17 protein-coding genes are annotated in these 21,249 nt (G+C 58.1%); 7 read left to right on the top strand and 10 right to left on the bottom strand.

Annotated elements, in window-relative coordinates; all coding sequences use genetic code 11:
• Window positions 1–67 precede the first annotated feature (67 nt).
• Entirely contained in the window at window positions 68–2,401 is a 2,334-nt protein-coding gene (locus ACJO3M_RS09540) for a glucose/quinate/shikimate family membrane-bound PQQ-dependent dehydrogenase (RefSeq protein ID WP_407001164.1), read from the top strand.
• A 54-nt stretch (window positions 2,402–2,455) separates the two neighbouring features.
• On the top strand, window positions 2,456–5,128 hold the full coding sequence (locus ACJO3M_RS09535) for a mechanosensitive ion channel domain-containing protein (protein ID WP_407001163.1): 2,673 nt from the start codon (window positions 2,456–2,458) through the stop codon (window positions 5,126–5,128).
• A 24-nt stretch (window positions 5,129–5,152) separates the two neighbouring features.
• On the opposite strand, the gene ACJO3M_RS09530 is transcribed toward ACJO3M_RS09535, so the two are convergent.
• The 3 genes from ACJO3M_RS09530 to ACJO3M_RS09520 all read right to left on the bottom strand — a co-directional run bounded on the left by ACJO3M_RS09530 (window position 5,153) and on the right by ACJO3M_RS09520 (window position 7,201).
• Window positions 5,153–5,770 (bottom strand): TPM domain-containing protein, encoded by a 618-nt coding sequence (locus tag ACJO3M_RS09530; protein ID WP_407001162.1) that lies wholly within the window; start codon window positions 5,768–5,770, stop codon window positions 5,153–5,155.
• Between the two features lie 64 nt (window positions 5,771–5,834).
• Complete coding sequence (locus tag ACJO3M_RS09525; protein WP_407001192.1) at window positions 5,835–6,578, bottom strand: TPM domain-containing protein; 744 nt, start codon at window positions 6,576–6,578, stop codon at window positions 5,835–5,837.
• Between the two features lie 5 nt (window positions 6,579–6,583).
• The gene (locus ACJO3M_RS09520; protein ID WP_407001161.1) at window positions 6,584–7,201 is read right to left on the bottom strand and encodes a LemA family protein; all 618 of its coding nucleotides are present in this window, start codon (window positions 7,199–7,201) and stop codon (window positions 6,584–6,586) included.
• Between the two features lie 147 nt (window positions 7,202–7,348).
• Between ACJO3M_RS09520 and ACJO3M_RS09515 the strand changes: the two genes are divergently transcribed.
• A complete protein-coding gene (locus tag ACJO3M_RS09515; protein ID WP_407001191.1) occupies window positions 7,349–8,410 on the top strand; it encodes a PA0069 family radical SAM protein in 1,062 nt (353 codons plus the stop codon).
• A 74-nt stretch (window positions 8,411–8,484) separates the two neighbouring features.
• Window positions 8,485–8,940 carry a hypothetical protein gene (locus ACJO3M_RS09510; protein ID WP_407001160.1) on the top strand — a complete coding sequence of 152 codons (456 nt, stop codon included), beginning with the start codon at window positions 8,485–8,487 and terminating at the stop codon, window positions 8,938–8,940.
• Here ACJO3M_RS09510 and ACJO3M_RS09505 read toward each other — a convergent pair.
• The 3 genes from ACJO3M_RS09505 to ACJO3M_RS09495 are packed head-to-tail and all read right to left on the bottom strand — an operon-like array spanning window position 8,924 to window position 11,996.
• A complete protein-coding gene (locus ACJO3M_RS09505) occupies window positions 8,924–9,715 on the bottom strand; it encodes a TSUP family transporter (RefSeq protein WP_407001159.1) in 792 nt (263 codons plus the stop codon). The genes ACJO3M_RS09510 and ACJO3M_RS09505 overlap by 17 nt on opposite strands.
• A gap of 47 nt (window positions 9,716–9,762) precedes the next feature.
• Window positions 9,763–11,337, bottom strand: a complete 1,575-nt coding sequence (locus tag ACJO3M_RS09500) for a PQQ-dependent sugar dehydrogenase (protein ID WP_407001158.1) — start codon at window positions 11,335–11,337, stop codon at window positions 9,763–9,765.
• A 38-nt stretch (window positions 11,338–11,375) separates the two neighbouring features.
• Window positions 11,376–11,996 (bottom strand): TetR/AcrR family transcriptional regulator, encoded by a 621-nt coding sequence (locus tag ACJO3M_RS09495; RefSeq protein ID WP_407001156.1) that lies wholly within the window; start codon window positions 11,994–11,996, stop codon window positions 11,376–11,378.
• A 223-nt stretch (window positions 11,997–12,219) separates the two neighbouring features.
• Here ACJO3M_RS09495 and ACJO3M_RS09490 point away from each other — a divergent pair, with 223 nt between their 5' ends.
• Complete coding sequence (locus ACJO3M_RS09490) at window positions 12,220–13,326, top strand: class I SAM-dependent methyltransferase (protein ID WP_407001155.1); 1,107 nt, start codon at window positions 12,220–12,222, stop codon at window positions 13,324–13,326.
• A 34-nt stretch (window positions 13,327–13,360) separates the two neighbouring features.
• Here ACJO3M_RS09490 and ACJO3M_RS09485 read toward each other — a convergent pair whose 3' ends face one another.
• The 3 genes from ACJO3M_RS09485 to ACJO3M_RS09475 form a co-directional block, all read right to left on the bottom strand.
• Window positions 13,361–14,467, bottom strand: coding sequence for a hypothetical protein (locus tag ACJO3M_RS09485; protein WP_407001154.1), 1,107 nt, complete (start codon window positions 14,465–14,467; stop codon window positions 13,361–13,363).
• A gap of 58 nt (window positions 14,468–14,525) precedes the next feature.
• A complete protein-coding gene (locus tag ACJO3M_RS09480; protein WP_407001153.1) occupies window positions 14,526–15,755 on the bottom strand; it encodes a spore maturation protein in 1,230 nt (409 codons plus the stop codon).
• A 111-nt stretch (window positions 15,756–15,866) separates the two neighbouring features.
• Entirely contained in the window at window positions 15,867–16,637 is a 771-nt protein-coding gene (locus tag ACJO3M_RS09475; RefSeq protein ID WP_407001152.1) for a ferredoxin--NADP reductase, read from the bottom strand.
• Window positions 16,638–16,780: 143 nt separating this feature from the next.
• Between ACJO3M_RS09475 and ACJO3M_RS09470 the strand changes: the two genes are divergently transcribed.
• Window positions 16,781–17,662: a LysR family transcriptional regulator gene (locus ACJO3M_RS09470; RefSeq protein ID WP_407001151.1), complete on the top strand. Its 882-nt coding sequence runs from the start codon at window positions 16,781–16,783 to the stop codon at window positions 17,660–17,662.
• Window positions 17,663–17,669: 7 nt separating this feature from the next.
• Here ACJO3M_RS09470 and ACJO3M_RS09465 read toward each other — a convergent pair whose 3' ends face one another.
• The gene (locus ACJO3M_RS09465) at window positions 17,670–18,278 is read right to left on the bottom strand and encodes a MiaE family protein (RefSeq protein WP_407001150.1); all 609 of its coding nucleotides are present in this window, start codon (window positions 18,276–18,278) and stop codon (window positions 17,670–17,672) included.
• A 258-nt stretch (window positions 18,279–18,536) separates the two neighbouring features.
• On the opposite strand from ACJO3M_RS09465, the gene acnB reads away from it, so the two are divergent.
• Window positions 18,537–21,131: a bifunctional aconitate hydratase 2/2-methylisocitrate dehydratase gene (acnB, locus tag ACJO3M_RS09460; RefSeq protein ID WP_407001190.1), complete on the top strand. Its 2,595-nt coding sequence runs from the start codon at window positions 18,537–18,539 to the stop codon at window positions 21,129–21,131.
• Window positions 21,132–21,249 lie beyond the last annotated feature (118 nt).

The raw sequence follows: 21,249 nt of genomic DNA, 5'->3' as shown, positions 1-21,249 counted from the left end.
ACCGGGCCTGTGCCGCCCCCTTTACTCAAAGACAAACGAACGTCCGAGAAAAGGAGTTTTCAGCCTCATGCTTTTACTGACCGTTATCCTATTCCTTTTTGGGCTGCCCCTGCTTATAGGCGGCGTCTGGCTGATTTCCCTGGGTGGCAGCTGGTACTACACGCTGGCCGGTGCAACACTGATCGTAATCGCCGTGTTGCTAAAATCCCGCCGCGCCTTCGCCCAGATACTCTATGCCCTTCTGCTGGTTGCCACCGCCGTCTGGGCATACTGGGAAGCAGGATTTGACTGGTGGCCACTGGCTTCAAGGCTCGGGGTGCTCCTGGTACTCGCAATCCCATTGCTTTTCCCGGTGGCCGGGCAACGACATGGCGCGGCTACCCTTGCCCTGGCGTGGGTGGTGGTCGGGCTATTCACCGTGGCCAGTATTCCCTATGACGCCCACCGTATCGAAGGTGAGCTCAACGCCGAATCCGTGATCAGCAATCCTCGCCTTGGCGAAGTGCCCGAAGGCGACTGGCTCAGCTATGGCCGCAGCAACCTGGGGCAGCGTTACTCCCCCGTGGACCAGATCACACCCGACAACGTCGCAAACCTGGAACAGGCCTGGGAATACCAGACCGGCGATCGCAAGGGGCCGGACGATGTCACTGAAACCACCTATCAGGCGACGCCCCTGAAAGTTGGCAATACGCTTTACCTGTGCACCCCCCACAACTGGCTGGTCGCACTGGATGCGGACGACGGCACAGAGCGCTGGGTCTACGATGCCAAGGTGCCACCGGAAAGCCAGCGTCAGCACCAGACCTGCCGGGGCGTCTCCTATCTGCCACCGGCAGAGGGACTGACCGACCTTCTCTCCGTGGAAGATGCTCAGGGGCCCGCCGAGGACCTGCAAAGCGTTGCCTGCGATGCGCAGCTCTTCCTGCCTACCTCCGATGCCCGGCTGCTGGCACTGGATCCGGCAACCGGCGCCCGTTGCAGTCATTTCGCAGACAATGGGGAGCTGGACCTGATGCACAACATGCCCTATCGCCAGGATGGCTATTACTACTCCACGTCACCCCCCGTCGTGGCCAACGGCGTGGTTGTCGTGGCCGGTTCAGTTAACGACAACTATGACATTAACTCGCCATCGGGCGTTATCCGCGCCTATGACGCCAAAACCGGCAAACTGGTGTGGAACTGGGATCCGGCCAACCCGGATCAGACCCAACCCATCGCAGCCGAAGACACCTATTCCACCAGTTCACCCAACAGCTGGTCGATAGCCAGTGCTGACGAAGAGCTGGGCATGGTGTATTTCCCCATGGGAAACCGGACTCCGGACCAACTGGGCATGTACCGCACGCCAGAGGAAGAAACCTACGCGTCCTCGGTTGTGGCCCTGAGCCTTGAAACCGGCGAGGTGCAATGGGTACAACAATTTGTGCACCACGATCTCTGGGATATGGATACCCCTGCGCAACCGAGCCTGGTGGACATCGAAACCAGGGATAGAGTGCAGCCAGGGCTGGTGGTACCCACCAAACAGGGAGATGTCTATGTACTCAACCGCGAAACCGGCGACGCTCTGATACCCATCACTGAACAGGATGCGCCGCAAGGTACTATCGAGGGAGATTATGCGGCCCCCACGCAGCCGGTATCTGCGCTTAATTTCCGGCCGCCGCCCCTGAAAGCGTCCGACATGTGGGGAGCCACCGCCATCGACCAGATGATCTGCCGCATCAAGTTCCAGTCCCTGCGCTACGAAGGCCAGTACACACCGCCATCGGAACAGGGCACCATCGTGTACCCGGGCAACTTCGGGGTGTTTAACTGGGGTGGTGTGGCCGTGGATCCCGAGCGCCAGGTCATGTTCGGGATGCCACTGTACATGGCGTTCACATCCAGACTGGTACCCAAGACCCAGGAGGATCTGGGGCCGACCAATACCGGCGAGCAGGGCCTGAACGAGAATGCCGGCGCGGAATACGCCGTGGAACTTCAGCCACTGATGTCACCCATGGGAATCCCCTGTCAGCGACCACCCTGGGGATATGTCGCAGGCGCTGACCTCCGAACCGGCGACATTGCCTGGAAACACAAGAACGGCACCGTCGAAGACATGGCGCCGATTCCCCTGCCCCTGAAACTGGGCGTGCCCGGTATCGGCGGGCCGGTGATCACCAAAGGTGGCGTGGTCTTCCTGGCAGCAACGGTGGATAATTACATTCGCGCCTACAACCTGACCAACGGCGAGGAGCTCTGGCGCGCACGGTTACCCGCTGGTGGCCAGGCCACACCCATGACCTACCTGAACAGCAAAGGTGAACAGATGGTGGTTCAGGTAGCTGGTGGCCACGGTTCCATCGGCACCACCATCGGCGACTATGTAGTGGCCTACAAGCTCAAGTGACCCTGGCATGAGGGCGACATAACCATCAACTTACAGTCCGAGGATAATTCATCGATGAAAGGTCATCGCCAGCCAGTCAGCGCATCGTTATTGAAACAATGGCTGACCTGGCTGGTTCTGTTGTGCTCGCTGGCCATGCCAGCGTACGGCCAGGATGAGACAGCGACAGAGAAAGAATCCGAAACCAAAGCCGCGGTGCCAGCCGTACAGCCGAAGCTTGAGGCGGAAGCAGAGAAGTCCCCGGAAATTGAGCTACAGGATGCGATGAATGCGGATATACGCGAGCAGATCCGCACTCTCGACTCCTCCCTCAACCAGCGCCTCACCGATCTCGAGTCCAGTGTCGAACGCCTGGAATACGCCGAATCCATCCTCAAGCGGCTGAACGATGAGTACGATAGCTTTGAACTGAGGCTTGAAAAAGCCGGGCTCAACCTGACCGGTGACTACGCCGGTCTTTTGAAACAACGACTGGAACGGCTTCAGAGACAGAGTATTGCCAGTAATCTCATCGAAGGCATTGAAGACAAGCTATCCACCGCCCGCGAAGAGCAACTCAGGCTGGAGGAGTTTGAGGCGATCGTAGACCCGGAAGACAGCGCCCGAGACCAGCTGCGCAGTGAGCGCGCCGGACTGATTCGTCAGCTCCACGAGGCGGTAACGCAACACATCGACGTTCTGAACGAGTACTACAGCACGGTAAGCGCCCTGCAGGAACAGGTACTCGACTATCAGACACTGCTGCAACAGCGCCTGTTCTGGTTACCCAACGCATCACCGGTTGACCTGGATACCTTTGCGAATCTGTTTGAGTCCGCCAGTTGGCTTGCCGCGGAGCTCCGGCTGGAGCCCCTGGGAGAGGCAGTCAAAGACTCCCTGAACGAACGCAGTTTCCGAATCGCATTGCTGTTCGTGCTGTTGGTTATGCTGCTGATCAAACGCCGGGCCATACAGAAACATCTTGTGGCCAATAGCAAGTATGTCGGTAACGTTGGGCGTGACCGGATCGCCTATACCTTGTTGGCGCTGGTTAACAGTGTGTTGCTGACGCTGCCCGTCGTTCTCGTCCTGGCGGCCGGCGCATTGCTGCTGATGGAAGGCAACGAATTTTTTTCAGCGCTGTCCGACGGATTTACAGCAGCAGCCTTTATTGCCTTTCTGTTGAACCTGATACACAAGGTCGCCCGAAAGAACGGCCTTGGGGACAACCACTTCCACTGGAATGCACAATCTCTCAGCGCTATCCGCAAGGAAATCCCGATCCTGCTGGCTGTGCTGATCCCCATTACAATACTGACTCCCATTACAGCCACAACCACCGGGGCCGAGTTTAACGGCAGCCTCGGTCGGCTCCTGTTCATTGTGGTATCGGTCACACTGGCAATCTTCGCCCAGCGCATCATGAGCGCGGTGCGTGCGGAAAAAGCGGATGGCCGGTTCCTGATGGCCCTGCATTTCCTGGCGGTGGCCACACCGCTGGTCCTCGCCCTGGCATCCCTTCTGGGCTACCACTACACAGCGCTGGAACTGGAACGCAACCTGTTTATCAGCATCTGCTGGCTCGCCTTCAACGCGCTACTGTTCTACCTTGGCTTGCGCGCCCTGTCGGTGCGGGAGCGCCGCCTGACACTGGAACGCCTGCGGGAGCAGCGCGCTGCCGAACGCAAAATGGCAGAAGCCAGAGAAGCAGCCGAATCCTCTGGTGAAGGCGTACCGCCCGCGCTGGAGATGCCGGAAATGGATCTCAGGGACATCAACCAGCAAAGTACCTCGCTGTTGAAGATCCTTGTTGCTGTGGTGGCCATTTTCGGTCTCTGGTTACTCTGGGCAAGCGTTATTCCCGCGCTGCAACTGTTTGACAACATTACGCTCTGGACCATTGCCACCGATCTGGAAGGCGGGGATCCCCTGCCGATTACGCTGGGAGACCTGATGCTGGCACTGCTGGTGGCTGTGGGCACTGTGCTCGCGGTGAAGAACCTGCCCGGCACCCTGGAAGTCATGGTACTGAGCAGAATGAACCTGGAACCGGGGTCCGGTTATGCGATTACCACCATCACGACCTACCTCATCGTGTTTATCGGGGTTGTGTTTTGCCTCGGCGTGGTGGGTGTTCAATGGTCGAAACTGCAATGGCTGGTAGCGGCTCTGGGCGTCGGGCTCGGATTCGGGCTGCAGGAGATTGTTGCCAACTTCGTCTCGGGCATCATCCTGCTCTTTGAACGTCCGATCCGGGTAGGCGACACCGTGACGATTGACGGCATCACCGGGACTGTATCGAGGATTCGCATACGCGCAACCACGCTGGTGGACTGGGACCGCAAGGAACAAATCATTCCCAACAAGACCTTTGTCACTCAGGATCTGACCAACTGGACGCTGTCAGACCCCATCACCAGGGTTATTCTCCGCGTTGGAGTGGCCTACGGCTCCGATGTCGATACCGTGCAGCAGATCCTTGCAGACGTCGCCCATGACAACGAGCGCGTGGTGGATGATCCGGCACCCGCCGTGTTCTGTGTGGGGCTGGGAGACAGCAGCATTGATTTCGAAGTGCGGGTGTTCGTCAAGGACCTGCTCGATATCATGCCGTTGTCCCACGAAATTCACGCTTCAGTCACCAGAGCGTTGCGCGAAGCGGGCATCGAAATTCCTTTCCCGCAACGCGACCTCCACGTGCGCACCATACCGGACATCCAGGGACTGGCTGGTTCCGAACAACAGTGACGGCAGCCCGCCACCTGCCCCGGGTTATTCCAGGATGATCAGGTGGTTGGGCAGCTCGTTTTTCTCGCGGGTGGCGGGAACCTTGGCCTTGAGGTGGGTGCCACAGGCCTGGATGCAATCAACAAAGCCTTCCAGGGTCCGGCCCTGACGGACCTTGCTGGTGAAATCGGCCACAATGCCTTCCCATACCTGGTTATCGATCTGGCCGGAAATACCCTGATCCACCAGGATTTCCACATAATGCTCGGCTTCCGATACGAAAATCAGCATGCCGGTACCGCCTACGGTGTGATGCAGATCCTGCTCCAGAAACTGACGCCGGGCCATATTGGACGCGCGCCAGAACCGCACGGTCCTCGGAACCAGCCGATGACTTGCACCCGAGAACCTGAACAGCAGGCAGAGGACGATGAACGTGCTCCATTGAGCCATCACCAATCCGCTCACACCAAACCAGCCGGTGAAAAAATTAACGGCTCCAGGCACTAGCAGCGCCAGGATCCCCGCCCAGAGTAACGGGATATAGGCGTAGTCATCGGAGCTGGCGGCCAGAACCGTCACCAGTTCCGCGTCTGTCTCCTGCTCCACATCGGCTATCGCCGTGGCTACCTGTTTCTGCTCGCTTTTGCTCAATAGTGTCATGGTTGTATCGTACTCATAGAATCAATGGGAGGGGTTCTTCCGGGCCGGCCCGGCGAAGGTGGCGCTACCATCCACCGGAGGCACCGCCACCTCCAAAACCGCCACCGCCACCACTGAAGCCGCCGCCACCAAAGCCACCGCCGCTACGGCCACCCATCATGCTGCCGGCAACCAGGCCACCAAGGAGTGCACTGCGACCGCGGCCACTGCCCATACCGCCAAAAAACGAGAAGGCGACAATAATGAAAAACAGGATGGCCAGGGCGGGATGCGGCCGGTCTTCACGACTGGCCGGCTGGGACTGGGGCACGGCCAGAGGTTCTCCCCCGAGTACCTGAATCATCGCTTCGGCGCCATTCACAATGCCGGTGGGGAAATCACCGGCACGGAAAGCGGGCGTAATAACCTGGTTGATGATGGTGGATGACGTTGCATCGGTCAGCCGACCTTCCAGACCGTACCCGACCTCGATACGGATTCTGCGTTCATCCTCGGCCACAATCAGCAGGGCGCCGTTGTCTTCACCCTCCTGGCCAATGCCCCAATGGCGGCCAAGCTGATACCCATACTCTTCAATCGGCTGCCCCTGCAGGTTTGGCAGGGTGACCACCACAACCTGTTCACTGGTGGCCTGCTCATGGGCTTCCAGCATCTGGTTCAGCCGTGTTTCCGCCTTGCCGGGCAACATATCGGCGTTATCCACCACCCGCCCCGTCAATTCCGGAAACTCGGGACCGGACTGCGCCAGGGCATGGAACGGCAACAGCGCGACCAACACGGCGAATACGAACATCCGATAACAACGCATAACCATCAGAATTCCACCTGTGGTGCATCCTCGGCATCGGTAGCTGTCGCTTCAAAGTTGGACCGCAGCTCCAAATCACTGTACAGGAAGCTGTGCCATAGCCGGCCGGGGAAGGTGCGAATCTCAGTGTTGTATCGCTCAACTGCCTGAATGAAATCGCGGCGCGCTACGGCGATGCGGTTTTCCGTGCCTTCAAGTTGGGACTGCAATGTCAGGAAATTCTGGCTGGATTTCAGGTCTGGATAGCGTTCCGACACCGCCATCAGCCTGCTCAGGGCACTGCTCAATTCACCTTGTGCCTGTTGAAACTGCTGCAACCGCTTCGGATCGTTGAGAATGCTTTCATCCACTTGAATTGACGTCGCCCGGGACCGCGCTTCAATGACCGCCGTCAGCGTCTCCCGCTCCTGTGTGGCAAACCCCTTCACGGTTTCCACCAGATTGGGGACCAGGTCGGCCCGCCGCTGATACTGATTTTCAACCTGGGACCAGGCGGCTTTCACCTGTTCGTCGTAGGTGGGAATGTTGTTGATGCCGCAACCTGTCAGCAGGAGCGCCAACAGGGCAAGAACTGTAAGCCGCAGGCCATTGCGGTACTGCGTGATGGCAGGACTGTTCACCATGATGTATCCGTTCCTTGAGCGTCTGTAAATCCAGAATGAGTAACGATAAGACGTTAACACAGTTGCCTTTGATATGGGGTCGACACCTTCAAAAACAAGGCGTACGATAACCACTACTGTATATATAAACAGCATTAGAGATTGACCATGAAGACCCGCGGCACCGCCCTGAACCCGCACAACCGGTTCCAGCCCATTGCTACTGATCGGCAGACAAACGACGACTGGTACCAGGACCCGGACGACGAACTGAACCCGGACTCACTGGCCACCGAGGTGACCGATGAACAGGTGCGGACCATCATCAGCCGCAATCAGTCCCCTGACCTGCCGTTTGACCAATCCATCAATCCTTACCGCGGATGTGAGCACGCCTGCATTTACTGCTTTGCCAGGCCGACCCATGCCTACTGGGACCTGTCCCCCGGGCTGGATTTCGAGACCCGGCTGATCGCCAAACCGAATGCCGCCCGACGGCTCCGCGCAGAACTCGACAAACCCGGGTACCCAGTTTCCACCATTGCCCTCGGCGTGAATACTGACGCCTACCAGCCCATCGAAAAACAGCGGCGGATCACCCGGGAAATTCTCGAAGTACTGGCTGAATATCGACACCCCGTGTCGATTATTACCAAGGGCGCGTTGATTCTCCGCGATATGGACCTGCTGTCAGAGCTTGCCTCGCAGGGGCTCTGCTCGGTGCGGGTCAGTCTCACCACGCTGGACAACGGGCTGAAACGAACAATGGAACCCCGCACCGCCGCTCCCGCCACACGGCTGAAGATCATCCGCGAGCTGTCGGCCGCTGGTGTGCCAACGGGTATCCTCATTGCCCCCGTCATTCCGTTCATCAACGATCACGAACTGGAAGCCATACTGGAGGCGGCTTTCGGGGCAGGAGCCCAACAGGCAGGCTGGATTATGCTCCGGCTCCCCCTGGAGCTGGATGAGTTATTCCAGGACTGGCTGCAGAGACATTTCCCACAGCGTGCGGATCACGTCATGAACCGTATCCGTGATTTACGGGGTGGCAAGAGTTACGACGCCCGCTACGGCAAGCGCATGACGGGCACCGGCCCGTACGCTGACTTGATCCGCCAGCGCTTCAACAAAAAGGTCCGGAGTCTGGGCATCGATCGATATGACGCCACCCCACTACGCACCGACCTGTTTCGTCGCCCGGGCGGGGAACAAATGAACCTGATCTGAGGCAGGCTGTCATGCCATTTATAATGAACAAGTGAGATGGTCAGTGAAAGGACGCGCAATATAGAGGGAAACCCATGAAACCCTTTCTGATACTGGGCCTTGCCATTGCACTGACTGGCTGTCAGTCACTGCCCTCAAGCGACGAAGGCAGGACCAAAGGCGTGGTGTTTCTGAAAGGCCAGCATTGCCTGACCGAATACATTGAAGACCTGAAACGCGTGCATTATGGCCCCTGCCTGACGGTTACCTCTGTCGATAGTAAGCCGCCCGACCTGCGATCAGACGGTTTTATCGAACTGCCGGTAAGCACCCGGACGACACTGGGCGTCTACTGTGTGTACCGTAGTCAGGACAACACCCTTAAGGAAAACGGCCGAATCCATACCACTGTCGTTTTACCGGATGATCAGTTTACTCAGGCAGGTAACCGCTGGTACCTCCATGCCCACACGGACATCCTGCACGGAAAGGGCTGCAAGCCGACCTTGTCCAGGTCATCGCAAGGGCGCGGGGTTACAGCAGGACACTGACCATGCCCAGAGTGCTGACCACCAGCAATACCGTCCCCAGGACCCGGAAAAATATCGGCGTCTCCGCCCGCAGCATCCTGTCATGAACTTTCAGCCCGATAACATGACCAATCGCCGCGGCGGGCAACAACCAGAGGTGGTGGATCAACTGCAGGTCCACACCGGCATAAACAAACGCCGCCATCTTGATGGTGACCAGGATAAACCACAGGGCAAAGAGCGTGTCCCTCAACTTTTCTTTCGGCAGGTGCTGGGCAGCAACGGCAATAATCAACGGTGCCCCGATCAGCGATGTGCCACTAATATAGCCACCCGCCATCAGGAAGACCGTATCCACAGTGCGGCTACCGCTGCGAAAAGGCTTGTTGAGAATGTAGGAGACCGAGTACAACGCGACGATCACGAAGATGATGGCACTGAGGATATGGGAAGGCATGGTAATCAGCCCCACCACCCCAATGAGCTTGGGCACGATCATGATCGCCAGTATCTTCCACAGGTACTGCCAATCCACCGTGCCCTCTGCAGCCGCGCCGGTACCGTCGCCGCGCTTTTCCCTGCCCGCCTTGCGGTTGTTCATCCAGATGGTCAGAGAAGAAAAGAACAGCAGGTGCACCGAGATGATCGGCAGGAACACCAGGGGCTCGTCGAGCACCAGCAACAGAAAGGGCAAGGACAGTACCGCACCGCCAAATCCCAGGCCGGAGCGGACAAAGCCGCTCCAGACAAAGATCAGGGCAATGAGGGCGTATTGGTAGAGTGCTAGATCAGACATGGGTTCCTGACATACAACAGTCTAGACGGTGGCTAAAGCGGCGTACCTTACCATGGCGTTACCCGTATTACCCTCCCCTCCGGACTGTCTGTCAGCAGGAACACCGCCCCTTCCGGACCGGTTCGCACATCCCGGATGCGTTCATCCAGTTCACCAAACAGGGTTTCCATATCCACGGCGCCATCGTTGCTGAGAACAACGCGATGCACACGTTTTGCAGCGAGGGCGCCAACCAGCAGGCTGCCCTGCCATTCGGGGAACAGGTCACCGTCGTACAGGGTCATGCCCGAGGGCGCGATAGACGGCGTCCAATCCAACGCGGGAGAGGCCATGCCGTCATATTTGGTGAACGGCGACACCCGCGCGCCAGTGTAATCCAGCCCCAGCGTAGCCACGGGCCAGCCGTAGTTAGTGCCACCTTCAATAACATTGATCTCATCACCACCCCGGGGTCCATGTTCATGGGTGATCAGGCGATTATTGCCCCAGTCATACACAGCACCCTGCACGTTGCGATGCCCATAACTGAATATTTCCGGCAGCGCCTCGGCTTCAGCAATGAATGGGTTATCTTCCGGAGCTGACCCATCACGGTTAATCCTGATAATGGTCCCGATGTGGCTCGTCAGTTTCTGGGCTTCCTCACGATAGTCGAAACCGTCTCCCAACGTCAGAATGAGGGTGGCATCCGGAAGCCACGCCATACGCCCGCCGTAATGGGCGTCCCCTGTTTTCGCTGGCAGGCTGCGGAACACCTCCCGGACATCGTCCAGCCCGTTCGGGACCAGCCGACCGCGGGCAACGCAGGTGTGATTGGCGCTCCAGGTGCCACAGGCGTAGGCCAGATAAATGTGTCGACTCTGCTCAAAGTCCGGAGCAACCAGCACATCAAACAATCCCGCCTGGCCGGAGGCGAATACCTTCGGTACACCCGCAAGCGGTTCAGATACCTGCTGCCCATCAGCGGAAAGCAACCGCAAACGTCCGGGTCGCTCGGTCACCAGGGCCCGGCCATCAGGCAGGAAAGCCAGGGACCAGGGGTGCTCCAGCCCTGAAGCAAACGTTTCCAGCCGGTAACCCGAGGACGCATCCGCCAGAGCAGATTCCTGCGGCGCCATCCATCCCAGGGTGATGATCACGGCGCCTATGGCGAGATGACGGGGAAGGCCCCTGTGCCGTCGGGAAAAGTGCGCAAACAACCAACCCGCCACCGCCGCTGTCGCCAGCATGGCCACCATCCCGCCTGCACCCCGTGTGGCCGCAATCAGGGTGGGCATGGGGGCCAGGAAATCCACCAGCTTGAACGTTACCCAAAGCCCGACAGCGGCGCCCAATGACAGAAAAAACGCACGCCCGCGCAGTTCCAGCTGCCTGATCATCAGGCTTGCCACCAGTTGGGACACCAGGAAACTGGCACCAAACACCACCGCGTAGACCGGGGCAAAGTTCACCAGATCCTCAAGACTCGTTTGCAAGCGCGTCCCGAGGCCGATCTCAACGCCCAGATTCCGCAGCGCCAGCAGGTTAAATTGAGTCTGGACGAGACTGCCAGCCAGTACACCCAGTATCAGAGCAATCAAAAAGGCGCCCAGCACCCGAAACCAACCGACACGCTTTTCCATTTTCGTATCATTCCTTCAACCGGATGAATAACGTCCCGTTACCGCGAAGCACCAGGCTCGAACAACAGCTTGAGGTAACTGCGAAGCAGCATGAGCTGGCTTGGCAAAATGGTGCGTTCTCCAGTAGCCTTTCCCAAAACAAGGCCGCCCTCAATGACCGTTGAAACCATGTCTGCCAGCGCATCCGGGTCGATGGCATCCCGGGGTTGGTAATGTTCGTAGATCGAGTCCAGCAACGTGCGAAACCGCACGCGCCAACTCAGGACAATACGTCGATTCAGTTCCCGCACATCACGATCAAACAGGCTTTCCTGGTAACAGTAGGTCGCCACCAGGCAGCCCGGGTGTGCCTGTGGCAAATCCTCCATGATCTCCGCCAATAATTTGAGCCCTACCAGGAATCCCTGCAACGGGTCCTCAGTCAATTCCCGGCCACGGGCAAACACGTCGTCCAGCAGAGAATCCTCACGCGCCATATAGCGCAACAACAATGCTCGGGCCAACGCGTTCTTGTTGGAAAAATGGTACAGGAAGCCACTTTTGGTTATGCCTGCCTCGGCAATCACCTCTTCAATCGACGTTGCACCAAAGCCCTTCCGGAGTACCGATTTTTCAGTGATGTCCAACAACCGCTCACGGGTAGCCTGTCCCTTTTCCATCTGCCACCTCCGGTGAACCATACCCTGAGTATGGTTTTCCTTGCGGGAACTTTGACCGCCAGTGCCTACGGAAGCACCGAAAACACTGTATCCCCTTGTTTTAAAAAGACTCAACTCTTTTAAGTAAAACCGTACCACGTGCTCTCTGGTCGCGATTCGCTTCCTGGCACATGCTGGTTGTGACTGGAAACAACCCGTTAACGACAATAAGGAGGATAGCACTATGACAGGCAACGCAGAGACCATCGCTTATAACCTCACCGAAACGAATCAGGAAGTGGCAGACGCATTTGGCGACCGCATGATGGATACACTGAATTCAGGTGCGTTGGCACTGATGATTTCGATCGGCCACCGAACCGGGCTGTTTGACACCATGGCAGGCATGCCACCAGCAACCAGCATCGAAATTGCCGAAAAGGCCAATCTGGATGAGCGTTACGTCCGAGAATGGCTCGGTGCGATGACAGTCGGCAACATTGTGGAGAATAACGCCGAAATAAGAACCTACTACCTCCCAACGGAACACGCTGCAAGTCTGTGCCGGCAGTCACCGACAGACAACATAGCGGTGTTTGCCCAGTATATCCCTCTGCTTGGCTCGGTGGAGGATGACATTGTTCACTGCTTTCGACACGGTGGCGGAGTTCCATACGAGCGCTTCGAACGGTTCCATGATGTTATGGCCGAGGACAGCGGCCAGTCCGTAGTCCCTGCCCTGGAAACTCACATTCTGCCGCTCGTTCCGGGTCTTGTTGAACGGCTGGAAAGGGGCATTCGTGTCCTTGACGTTGGCTGTGGCAGGGGGCGGGCCCTGAACAAACTGGCAAAATTGTTCCCGCGCAGCCGGTTTACCGGATACGACATTTCCGAAGATGCCATCCGATACGCCGGCCAGGAAGCCAGGGCGCTCGGGAATGATAACGCAACCTTCGAGGTATTTGACGCCAGCGGCCTTGAACATAGTGATCAACCTGACCAATTCGATCTGATCACCACATTCGATGCCGTGCACGACCAGAAGGACCCTCTCGCTGTGTTGCGGGGCATCCGGAAAACACTGGCTGATGACGGAGTTTATCTCGCCCAGGACATCAAGGGATCAAGCCATCACCACAGTGACCGAAACCATCCGATTGGCCCGTTGCTCTACACCATTTCCTGCATGCATTGCATGACGGTTTCCCTGGCGCAGGATGGAGAGGGCCTGGGGGCCATGTGGGGGAAGGAAAAAGCCCTGGAGTACTTTCATGCGGCAGGCTTCCGGAGCGTCGACGTGCATGAACTGGAACATGATTTCCAGAATTACTGGTATGTATGCCGACCCTGAGCCGCCCCAAGACGGTATGCAGCCCTGCTGGTGATTACTGAAGGCCCGAATCGGGCCTTCGACCGGAAAGCCGGTACAGGGCCGCAAGCAGCCCCCGGAGCAGGACAATCGCGGGCCATACTAACCAGCTGGCGATGTACATGGCGGGAAGCAGAATGATCAACCAGCCGGCGATCTGTATGGCCAGGGGCGACACACCCAACACATCCGCCACCCCCGCGAAAAAATCATTGATCACGCTGGGGTGGCGCACCACCAGGTACCCTGCGCCGATGAGGACCGGCCACTTGGCGTAACGGGCACTACTGAGCAGCAGGCGGCCACTTCCTGTCATGCGGGCGGCCAGTGCCGCCGATCGGGTAGAAAGACTGGCACCCCGGGTGGTTCTGGCCACAGCCCGCCCGGCCCGGAGCACCTTGACCGCGCTGGCGAACACCAGCACATCCACAGACGCCCAACCGATATCGCTGACAGAAATATCCTCCCCGGTTCGGTAATTTGCCTCCAATTTCCGGACCCCACTGGTAAAGAACCCGGCAATCCCCTCGGTCACCCGCTCCGTCTGGACCCACTGAGTCTCCCCGTTTGGGTCCACCACAAATTGCCCCAGGAAATCGTGCCCCTCATCGCGAATGAAATTCACCGCATACCAGCCCCGTTCCTCTGGCGTCAGCGTCTCACTCTTTTCCGGTTTCCCGGGGGCATCGGTGGGGTTTCCCCGAAGTTCGGCAATATAATCCTTTGCCCGCTGATATTGGCGGGCGGCCTTGTTCATCCATTCAATAGACCGGACCGGTTCACGCAGGAAAAAGTCGATGGGGGGCAAGGCGTGTTCGCCATAGGTGCGCAATACTTCCCGGAATTCCGGCTCGGACGAATACAGAGGGAGAATGGTGCGTGCCATGTCGGGGTATGTCAGCAATGCGGCCTCAGCTTTCAGGAGTAGCAGGGGGTCGTCCCCCAGATCCAGAACAGCCGCCTGAACGTCAATGGGCTCGCTACCGATGCGATCAAAACCCGGCAATGCCTCCTGAGCCTGAATGGAAACAAGCTTCTGTTCAATAGGCACCGGTCGGGATGCGTAACTGGCAAGCACCGCCAACAATAACGCCACGCCCAGAATCGCCATGAATTTCTTCAAATACCCACCTCAGGTCCTTCCCGTTCAGCCCCTGTTTTATCACAGGTCGGGTTAATAACTAACCAAAGAACCAGTAGCACACGCCAATGGCGGTCACCATCCCCGCCAGGTCAGCAAGTAACGCACAGCCAAGGCCGTGGCGGATTTTAGTAACGCCGACCGCACCAAAATACACCGCAAGCACATAGAACGTCGTTTCCGTGCTGCCCTGCATGGTAGCAGCCGCCAGCGCTGGAAAACTGTCGACGCCGAAGTTATCCATGGTTTCGATCATCATCGCCCTGGCACCGCTACCGGAGAGTGGCTTGATGAACGCCGTTGGCAAGGCATCAATGAAACGGGTATCCCAGCCCATCCCTTCTGCCATCCAACGAATGCCATCCAGCCCCGCATCCAGCACACCGCTGGCCCGAAGGACCCCGACGGCAACCAGCATGGCAATCAGATAGGGCAGCAAGGTCACCGTGAACCCCAGACCTTCCCTGGCGCCCTCGATAAAGGCGTCATACACATTCACCTTACGCAGGGCACCGATGGCCAGAAAGGCAATGACAATACTGAACAGGGTAAGATTGCCCACCAGCGTGGAGGTTGCTGCCAGTACCTGGGCTGACATACCCGCTAACGTGGTCAGCAACAGGCCCAGGGCCGCAGCCCCCGCCACCAGGTAGCCCAGGACCACCGGGTGCCCGAGCTTCAACCGCTGCATCAGCGAGACGCTGAGCAGCCCGACCAGACTGGAGGCGGTGGTCGCCAGCAGGATCGGCAGGAATACCACCGTCGGGTCAGACGCACCCTGCTGGGCGCGATACATGAAAATAGTCACCGGCAACAGCGTCAGGGAGGATGTATTCAGAACCAGAAAGAGAATCTGGGCGTTGCTGGCGGTATCCTTGCTGGGGTTCAGGCTCTGCAGGGAATGCATGGCCTTGATGCCAATGGGCGTGGCGGCGTTGTCCAGTCCCAGGATATTGGCGGCAAAGTTCATGCTGATCAGCCCCATGGCGGGATGACCACTGGGGACTTCCGGCATCAGTCGCCGAAAGAGCGGGTCAAGCAACCTGGCCATCAGCCGGATGAGCCCTGCCTTCTCGGCAATGGCCAGAAACCCCAGCCACAATGTCATGGTCCCGGCCAGCACCAGCACAATCTCGACACTGAGCTCAGCCATGTCGAACAGCGCGGCCACCAGGCGGCTGAATACTTCGGAGTCCCCTACTCCCAACCATTGCCAAAGCGCCGCGACAAACGCGGCGATAAAAAAGCTTAGCCAGATGCCATTAAGCATGTGTGTCCGGGCTACCTCAGGTCTGCTTGGGTACTGGCGCAACAAAAAACCCCGAAGCTCTCACCCCGGGGTCTTTGTGTGGCCGGCCTGGCCAGCAGTATAGGCGGGCTGTTACTGCTCCACAAACGCCCGCTCAATCACGTAGTGACCCAGATCGCCGCCACGGGCCTCCTTGAAGCCCATGTTATTGAGGATACTGCAGGTATCCTTGAGCATGCTGGGGCTGCCGCAGATCATGAAACGGTCATTCTCCAGATCGAAATCCGGCAAGCCCAGCTCGCGGGTAATCTTGCCGTTTTCCATGGCGTCAGTCAGGCGGCCCTGGTTACGGAACTCCTCGCGAGTAACAGTTGGATAGTACAGCAGCTTGCCGTCCACCATTTCGCCGAAGAATTCGTTTTCCGGCAGCGCTTCGATTTCCTGCTGGTAGGCCAGCTCAGAGACATAGCGCACGCCGTGGGTCACAATCACCTTGTCATAGGCTTCATAGACTTCCGGGTCCTTGATGATGCTCATGAACGGCGCCAGACCGGTACCGGTGCTGATCAGCCACAGGTTCTTGCCGGGCAGCAGGTTATCCATGATCAGGGTGCCGGTCGGCTTGCGGCTGACCAGAATCTCGTCCCCCACCTGGATTTTCTGCAGACGTGAGGTCAGAGGACCGTCCTGAACCTTGATGGAGAAGAATTCCAGCTCTTCCTCGTAGTTCGCGCTGGCAATACTGTAGGCGCGCATCAGGGGCTTGCCGTCGGTTTCCAGACCAATCATGGTGAAATGACCGTTCTTGAAACGAAACCCGGGATCACGGCTGGTGGTGAAACTGAACAGGGTGTCGTTCCAGTGGCGTACGCTGGTGACTTTCTCTTTGATCAGGTTGCTCATGATTAACTCTCGCCTGTTCTGTTTGCTCGAACGCAATAAGTTGAAGATCCGAATTGAATAAATTCTAACCCGCAGCTAACCTATCGACAAAATGGGATATTTTCATAACCTTATTCGGTCTAATCGATTACGGTGGTTTGTCGATGAAATACAGTTTCCGCCAGCTGGAAGTTTTCCTTGCCGCTGCGCATTTTCAGAACATCACCCGTGCGGCGGAATCCCTCGCGATGTCGCAATCGGCTGCGAGCAGTGCCCTGAAAGAGCTGGAGAACCAGTTCGATATCCAGCTCTTTGACCGGGTCGGTAAACGCCTGCAGCTGAATGAACTCGGCCGCCTTTATCGCCCGAAAGTGGAGGCATTGCTCGCCCAGGCCAGCGAGCTGGAGCAGGCATTCAGCAAACACTCGGAAGTCGGCGCCCTGAAAGTCGGGGCCACGCTCACTATTGGTAACTATCTGGCCGTCGGGGTGATGGCCCAATACATGAATACCCCTACGCACCCCCGGGTTTCCCTCGAGGTGGCCAATACCCGCACCATCGCCAGACGGGTTAGTGACTTTGAACTGGATATCGGGCTGATAGAGGGGGAACTTCAGGCACCGGAGCTGGAAGTCATTCCCTGGCGGGAGGACGAGCTGGTGGTGTTCTGCTCCCCCGACCACCCGCTCGCCCGGAAGAAGAACCTGGATGACGACGACCTTCGCAACGCCACCTGGGTCATGCGGGAACAGGGTTCAGGCACCCGCCAAAGCTTCGAGAGAGGCATGCACGGCCTGCTGCCGGATCTGAATATTCTGCTGGAACTGGAACACACCGAAGCCATCAAGCGGGCGGTGGAAGCCGGGCTGGGCATTGGCTGCCTGTCACAAGTCTGTCTGGCAGACGCCTTTCGCCGGGGCAGCCTGGTGCCGTTGACAGTCCCGGAGTATCGGCGTTTCGACCGGCAGTTCTACTTTATTCTGCACAAACAGAAATACCGCAGTGCCGGCATCGACGCCTGGATGGAACTGTGCCGGCAGTTGTGACCAGCCCTCAGGCCATCACCGGCCCGCTGTGAAACCGGAACTCCTGGTCCGGCTCTTCGATCAGTTTCTGCTCAAGGGCCAGAAACATCGCCACCCGATCACCCACCGGACCACCATTGGCCTGTTCTGCCAGGGTCAGGTAATCCTGGTAATGGCGGGCTTCCGACTTGAGCAAGCTGTTGTAGAAATCCGCCAGCTTGTCATCCAGATGCGGAGCCAGTGCTGCAAAGCGTTCACAGGAGCGGGCCTCGATAATGGCACCAACGATCAGCACATCCACCAGCCGACCGGGGTCTTCGGTCCGCACTTCCTGCCTTAACCCTGCCGCATAGCGGGCCGGGCTCAGGTGGCAGTAATCCACTCCCCGCTTCTTCATGATGGCCAGCACCTGCTCGAAATGACGCAATTCTTCCCGCGCCAGGCGCGACATCCTGTTCAGCAGATCGGTGTTGTCCACGTAGCGATACATCAGGCTTAACGCGGTTGAAGCGGCTTTTTTCTCGCAATGGGCGTGATCAATCAGCATCAGGTCCTGATTGGCCAGGGCGTTCTCAATCCAGCGCCGGGGCGTGCGGCAGGGCAGAAAATCGTGAATTTCTTGCAGGGCTTCGGTCATGGCAAACATCGGGTCAGAATAACGGGGCGGGGAGTATACACCACATAACAGATCACTCCGACCACTGTCCATCTTAACTTTGTAAGGGCTTTCCTATAGAATGCAGCGCCAGATCAAGGAGTCTCTGAATAAATCCTGAAACCCCATCGGCGATTTGAGGCGTTATTCAGAGGCTCCTGCGGCCTTTTCCGCCATAAAACTCCCGCCAGGCAACGATGCCCACGGCGCGGGACATTCCAACTGATGAGGGTCCATATCGTGTTAGAAGCCTATCGTGAACACGTTGCAGAACGCGAAGCTCTGGGTATCCCCCCAAAGCCTCTGAATGCAGAGCAGACCGCCGCGCTGGTCGAGCTCCTGAAAAATCCTCCTGCCGGTGAAGAAGAAACTCTCGTTTATCTTCTGGAAAACCGTATTCCGCCAGGTGTTGACGAAGCCGCTTATGTAAAAGCCGCTTTCCTGACTGCCATTGTTAAAGGCGAAGCCAGCTCTCCCCTGCTGGACAAAGAGAAAGCCGTCAAGCTGCTGGGCATGATGCAGGGTGGCTACAACATCGCCACTCTGGTTGACCTGCTGGACGATTCCGACCTGGCCGAACTGGCCGGTGAACAGCTGAAGCGTACCCTGCTGATGTTCGACGCGTTCAACGACGTCAAGGAAAAGATGGACGCCGGCAACGCCGTTGCCAAGGCTGTGGTTGAATCCTGGGCCAACGCCGAGTGGTTCACCAACAAGAAAAAGGTTCCCGAGAGCACCAAGATGGTGGTGTTCAAGGTGACCGGCGAAACCAACACCGACGACTTGTCTCCGGCTCCGGATGCCTGGTCCCGTCCGGACATCCCGCTGCACGCCCGCGCTGCTTACAAAATGGAGCGTGATGGCCTGAAGCCGGAAGAGCCCGGCGTCACCGGTCCGATGAGCCAGATCGACGAAATCAAGGCCAAGGGCCTGCCCGTTGCCTTCGTGGGTGACGTTGTCGGTACCGGCTCTTCACGTAAATCTGCCACCAACTCCGTTCTGTGGTTCTTCGGTGAAGACATCCCGGGTGTACCGAACAAGCGTGCCGGCGGTGTCTGCATCGGTAACAAGGTTGCCCCGATCTTCTTCAACACCATGGAAGACGCCGGCGCCCTGGTATTCGAAGCCCCGGTAGACGACCTGAACATGGGCGACGTTATCGAGATCCGTCCGTACGAAGGCAAGATCCTGAACGAAGCCGGCGAAACCATTTCCGAGTTCAAGTTCAAGTCCGACGTGATCCTGGACGAAGTTCAGGCTGGCGGTCGTATTCCGCTGATCATCGGTCGTGGCCTGACTGCCAAGGCCCGTGCTGCTCTGGGCCTGGGAGCTACCGACATCTTCCGTCTGCCGACGGATCCGGAAGCCGGCACCAAGGGCTTCACCCTGGGCCAGAAGATGGTCGGCAAGGCCTGTGGCCTGGAAGAAGGCAAGGGCGTTCGTCCTGGCACATACTGCGAGCCGCACATGACTACCGTCGGTTCTCAGGACACCACTGGTCCGATGACCCGTGACGAGCTGAAAGACCTGGCGTGCCTGGGCTTCCAGGCTGACCTGGTGATGCAATCTTTCTGTCACACCGCCGCGTATCCGAAGCCGGTTGACGTAGAGATGCAGCACACCATGCCAGACTTTATCCAGACCCGTGGCGGTGTTGCCCTGCGTCCGGGTGACGGCATCATCCACTCCTGGCTGAACCGCATGCTGCTGCCCGACACCGTCGGTACCGGCGGTGACTCCCACACCCGTTTCCCGATGGGCATCTCCTTCCCGGCCGGCTCTGGTCTGGTGGCCTTTGCTGCCGCTACCGGCGTTATGCCGCTGGATATGCCGGAATCGGTTCTGGTTCGCTTCAAGGGCGAAATGCAGCCGGGCATCACCCTGCGTGACCTGGTACACGCAATCCCGCTGTACGGCATCAAGAACGGCATGCTGACCGTGGAGAAGAAAGGCAAGATCAACGAATTCTCCGGTCGTATCCTGGAAATCGAAGGCCTTGAGCACCTGACGGTTGAGCAGGCGTTCGAGCTGTCTGACGCCTCTGCTGAGCGCTCCGCAGCCGGTTGTACCATCAACCTGTCTGAAGAGTCCGTGGCCGAGTATCTGCGTTCCAACATCACCATGCTGCGCTGGATGATTGCCGAAGGTTACGGCGATCCGCGTACCCTGGAGCGTCGTGCCCAGCAGATGGAAGAGTGGATTGCCAACCCGAAGCTGATGCGTGCAGACAAAGACGCGGAGTACGCCCACGTGGTGGAAATCGATCTGGCCGATATCAAGGAGCCGATCGTATGCTGCCCGAACGACCCGGACGACGCCAAGTTCCTGTCCGAAGTCGCTGGCGACAAGGTGGACGAAGTGTTCATCGGTTCCTGCATGACGAACATTGGTCACTTCCGCGCTGCCGGCAAGCTGCTTGAGCAGAACAAAGAGCCCCTGAAGACCCGTCTGTGGATGTCTCCTCCCACCAAGATGGACCAGGAGCAGCTGATGGAAGAAGGCTACTTCAACACCTACGGCACCGCCGGTGTTCGCACCGAGATGCCGGGTTGCTCCCTGTGCATGGGTAACCAGGCGCGTGTGGCTGCCAAGTCCACGGTTCTGTCTACCTCCACCCGTAACTTCCCGAATCGCCTGGGCGATGGTGCCAACGTGTACCTGACCTCTGCGGAACTGGCGGCTGTGGGTGCGGTACTGGGCAAACTCCCCTCCCCGGCGGAGTACATGGAGTACGCCAAGGACCTGAACAGCATGTCGAAAGAGATCTACAAGTACCTCAACTTCGACCAGATGGAGAACTATACCAAGAAGGCGTCTGAAGCGGACGTCGCTTAAGACCTGACCTTCAGGGTTTAGTTTAGCTCCATGAAAACGCCAGCCTCCGGGCTGGCGTTTTTTGTTGGCCACGGATAACCCTGTGTAGCCAAATCGGGCCCGGGGTGGGGTACCTTTT

It is taken from the genome of Marinobacter alkalisoli, from assembly GCF_045449795.1.
Classification (GTDB): Bacteria; Pseudomonadota; Gammaproteobacteria; order Pseudomonadales; family Oleiphilaceae; genus Marinobacter.
Note: the sequence above shows the minus strand (reverse complement) of the source record. Positions and strands in the feature narration are given on the sequence as shown.